The organism is Elstera sp. (genome assembly GCF_044372965.1).
Classification (GTDB): Bacteria; Pseudomonadota; Alphaproteobacteria; order Elsterales; family Elsteraceae; genus Elstera.
The window spans coordinates 1-4,142 of record NZ_JBILQX010000251.1 but is presented as its reverse complement, the minus strand read 5'-3'; the positions used below and the strand labels follow the sequence as shown (position 1 = coordinate 4,142).

Annotated in this window: 3 protein-coding genes and 2 pseudogenes; all 5 read left to right on the top strand. The window is 61.8% G+C overall.

Annotated features, from left to right (window positions below; genetic code table 11):
* Positions 1–353: pseudogene (locus ACIQ36_RS19010) on the top strand (sugar ABC transporter substrate-binding protein); the annotation flags it as partial.
* An 89-nt stretch (positions 354–442) separates the two neighbouring features.
* The gene (locus ACIQ36_RS19005; RefSeq protein ID WP_395832273.1) at positions 443–1,942 is read left to right on the top strand and encodes a sugar ABC transporter ATP-binding protein; all 1,500 of its coding nucleotides are present in this window, start codon (positions 443–445) and stop codon (positions 1,940–1,942) included.
* Positions 1,939–2,925: an ABC transporter permease gene (locus ACIQ36_RS19000; protein ID WP_395832271.1), complete on the top strand. Its 987-nt coding sequence runs from the start codon at positions 1,939–1,941 to the stop codon at positions 2,923–2,925. The genes ACIQ36_RS19005 and ACIQ36_RS19000 overlap by 4 nt, the downstream gene beginning before the upstream one ends.
* A gap of 9 nt (positions 2,926–2,934) precedes the next feature.
* Positions 2,935–3,912: a galactofuranose ABC transporter, permease protein YjfF gene (yjfF, locus tag ACIQ36_RS18995; protein ID WP_395832269.1), complete on the top strand. Its 978-nt coding sequence runs from the start codon at positions 2,935–2,937 to the stop codon at positions 3,910–3,912.
* Positions 3,909–4,142: pseudogene (locus tag ACIQ36_RS18990) on the top strand (hypothetical protein); the annotation flags it as partial. The gene yjfF and the pseudogene ACIQ36_RS18990, both read left to right, overlap by 4 nt.

Sequence of the window (4,142 nt, the reverse complement as noted above, 5' to 3'; positions counted from 1 at the left end):
GTAAAGAAGTCATGGAGAGCTTCCTGAAGGCCGAAGGCGGTGGCAAGTCGATTTGCGCCGTTTATGCGCATAACGATGATATGGCTCTCGGCGCGATCCAGGAAGCGGGCTTGAAACCCGGCAAGGATTTGTCGATCATTTCCATCGATGCCGTGCCGGATATTTTCAAGGCAATGGCGGATGGCGACGCCAATGCGACCATCGAGTTGAACCCGCACCTGGGCGGTCCGGCCTTTGATGCCATCGATGCTGCCAAAGCAGGCAAGCCCGTCGCGAAATGGATCAAGGCGCAAGGCCCCCTCTATCTGCCCGATACCGCTGCCGACGAATATAAGCGCCGTAGCGCAAAATAGCTCCCCCCTGGATGCTGGAGGGTTTTCACCCCCATTGGAGACCCTCCGGCATTCTTTTCTCGGTAAATTAAGGGAAGGGGGCGAGCCGAATGCTTCAGCCTGCCGTATTGTCTCTTGTCGGTATTACTAAGGTATTTCCCGGTGTTAAAGCCCTCGATGGGGTGGATTTCGATCTCTATCCGGGCGAAATCCACGCGCTTTTGGGGGAAAATGGTGCCGGCAAATCAACGCTAATTAAGGTTCTCACCGGCCTCTACCGTCGCGACGGCGGGGAAATGCGGCTTGCTGGGCAGCCGATTCACCCCCGCACCCCGCAGGAGGCGCAGGCGCTGGGGATTAGTACAGTCTATCAGGAAGTCAATTTAGTGCCGACGCTGACGGTCGCGGAGAATCTCACCCTCGGGCGGCAAAAGCGCGTCGCCGGGTTGATCCGCTGGCGGGCGGCGAAGGCCGATGCCGAGGCGCTGCTGAAGCCCCTCGGGTTGACGCTCGATGTAAACAAGCTCCTGGGGTCCTACTCCATCGCTATTCAGCAAATGGTCGCCATCGCGCGCGCCCTGGCTGGGGATGTGAAAATCCTTATTCTCGACGAGCCGACCGCAAGCCTTGATAGCCATGAGGTGGAGGTGCTGTTTCAGGTGCTGCGCCGCCTGAAGGCGCAAGGCATCGCCATTGTGTTCGTCACGCATTTTCTCGATCAGGTTTATGCCCTGTCCGACCGCATTACCGTGCTGCGCAATGGTAAGCGCGTGGGCAGCGAGTTTGCGTCGGCCCTGCCTCGGCGGGATCTTGTTCGCCTGATGCTCGGCCAGCACGCGGCAGCGCTTCCCAGCGCGCGGCATGCGGATTCGGGGACCGAGCCAAGCATGCCGCCGCTTTTGCGCGTTGAAGGCATCGGCAAACGGCATCATCTGGAGCACGTCGATCTAACCTTGCGGGCCGGGCAGGTGCTGGGGCTGGCGGGGTTGCTGGGTTCGGGCCGATCCGAGACGGTGCAGCTTCTGTTTGGCGACGAAAAGGCCGATCGCGGCCGGATTGTGCTGAACGAGATACCGATTGACGTGCGCACGCCGCGCGAGGCCATCCGCCTCGGCTTCGCTTTTTGTCCGGAAGACCGCAAGCGCCACGGCATCGTCGCCGACCTCTCGGTGCGCGAAAATATCATTCTGGCGCTGCAAGCCCGCCAAGGCTGGCGCAAGCCGATTCCCCGCGCCGAACAGCTCAGGGTCGCCGATGAAATGATAAAAGCGCTCAGCATTCGCACGCCCGATGCCGAAAAGCCGGTGGGGCTGCTCAGCGGCGGTAATCAGCAAAAGGTCATTCTCGCCCGCTGGCTGATTATGAACCCCAAAATCCTGCTGCTGGACGAGCCGACGCGCGGGATCGACGTCGGCGCGCACGCGGAAATCATGATTCTGATTCGAAAACTTTGCGATGACGGCATGGCGCTGGTGCTGGTCTCCTCCGAGTTGGACGAAATAACCGCCGTGGCCGACCATGTTGTCGTCTTGCGCGACCGGCGGCGCGTGGCCGAACTCGCGGGCCGCGCCATTACCGAGGCCGCGATTATCGAGGCGATTGCCCCATGAGTTTCTCTCTTTCCAGCCTGGACCGGCGCTGGATTCTGCCGCTTTTCGCGCTTGCCGCCATTCTGCTCGCCAATCTGCTGCTCTCGCCGGGCTTCTTCGCCGTGCGGATGGTCGATGGGCATTTCTACGGGAGCGTGATCGATATTGTCCACCGGGCGACGCCTTTGGCCTTTGTCGCGCTCGGCATGGCCGTGGTCATCGCCACCGGCGGGATCGATCTTTCGGTCGGGGCGATTATCGCCATTTGCGGCGCGACGGCGGCGGTGCTGCTGCGCGCGACCGAGCTGTCGCCCGCGCTTATTCTGCTCATTGCCCTCGGGGTTGGAATGCTGTGCGGGATTTGGAATGGGTTTCTCGTCGCCTTTCTCGATATTCAGCCCATCGTTGCCACACTCATTTTGATGGTCGCCGGGCGCGGTATCGCCCAGATGATAACCGGCGGGCAAATCATTACCTTTCACAGCGACCTGATGAGTTTCCTCGGTAGCGGTTATCTGCTGGCCCTACCGGTTCGAGTGCTGCTAATGGCGGCGTTTGCGCTCGCCTTGGGGCTCATCCTGCGCCGCACCGCCTTGGGGTTATTTCTCGAAGCCGTTGGCGGCAATGCTGCCGCAAGTCGGCTCGCGGGGATCGATGCGCGGTGGGTGCGGCTGTCGGCCTATGCCCTCTCGGGACTGTGTTCGGCCTGCGCCGGGATTATCCTGACGGCAGATATTCGTGGAGCCGACGCCAATAATGCCGGGCTGTGGCTGGAGTTGGACGCGATCCTCGCGGTGGTGATCGGTGGTGCCGCGCTGAAGGGCGGGCGTTTCGGCCTGGGACTAACGCTGATTGGCGCGCTGGTGATTCAAAGCCTCACCACCTCCATTCTGGTCAGCGGCTTGCCGCCGCAATATACGCTGGTGGTGAAAGCGCTCGTGATTTTGGCCGTTCTGTTTTTGCAATCTCCCCGGCTGGGGTCGATCCGCTTCGGGCGGGGTTAGGAGCGGGTTATGCTCAAGAACGAACGGCTTATCCCCTTGATGGCGACGCTCTTGGTGCTGCTGCTGCTCTATGGGGTTGGCATGGCGCAGTATCGCAATTTCGCCTCCACCCTCGTGCTGGGGAACCTGCTGACCGATAACGCCTTCGTCATTACGGCGGCGATTGGCATGAGCTTTGTTATTCTCGCGGGCGGGATTGATCTTTCGGTCGGCTCGATGATCGCTTTCGTCGGCGTCGGCTGCGCGCTGCTGATTACCAAGGCAGGCTGGCACCCGCTGGCGGCTGTGGCGGCGGCGCTGCTGTTCGGCGTGCTGTTCGGGGCTGCGATGGGGTGGGTGATCGACGTTTTCGAGATTCAGCCCTTTATCGTGACCTTGGCGGGCATGTTCTTGCTGCGCGGCCTCGCCTTCGGGCTGACGCTGGAATCGATCCCGATTCAAAGCCCGTTCCTTGAAAGCGTTGCGGGCTTCAAACTGCCTCTCCCAGGGCGGGGCGGGCTGTCGGCCTCGGCGTTGATAATGCTCACGGCGCTCGGCCTTGGCGTTATTCTTGCCCATTGGACGCGCTTCGGCCTCAATGTCTATGCGCTGGGCGGCGACCGCGCCTCGGCGGTGCTGCTGGGCGTGCCGGTGCGGCGGACCACGGTCGGGATCTACGCTCTCAGCGGCTTTTACAGCAGCTTAGCGGGCGTGCTCTATACGCTCTACACGGCTTCGGGCTATCCGCTGGCGGCGGTGGGGGTGGAGTTGGACGCGATTGCGGCGGTGGTCATTGGCGGCACGCTGCTGACTGGCGGCGTCGGCTATATCGTCGGAACCCTCTTCGGGGGGCTGATCCAGGGCGTAATTCAAACGCTGATCGCTTTCGACGGCAGCCTGAATAGCTGGTGGACGAAAATTGCCGTGGGAGGTTTGCTCTTCGCCTTTATTGTGTTTCAGCGCGCGATTACGCGCTCGTTTTCGAGCTTGCGGCGGGGGGCGGCATGAGCCGACAGAGGGTTGGAGAAATCGGCGGGCAACCGGTTGAGGCCGTCACCCTCACCGGCGCTAGCGGGATGCGGGCGAAAATCTTGAGTTTCGGCGCGACCCTGGCCGATCTTTCCTTAGAAACCGCACAGGGGCCGCAGTCGGTCGTTCTCGGCCACGCGGCGCTGTCGGGCTATGCCGATAATCCCGCCTATCTGGGGGTAACGGCGGGCCGCTACGCCAATCGGATT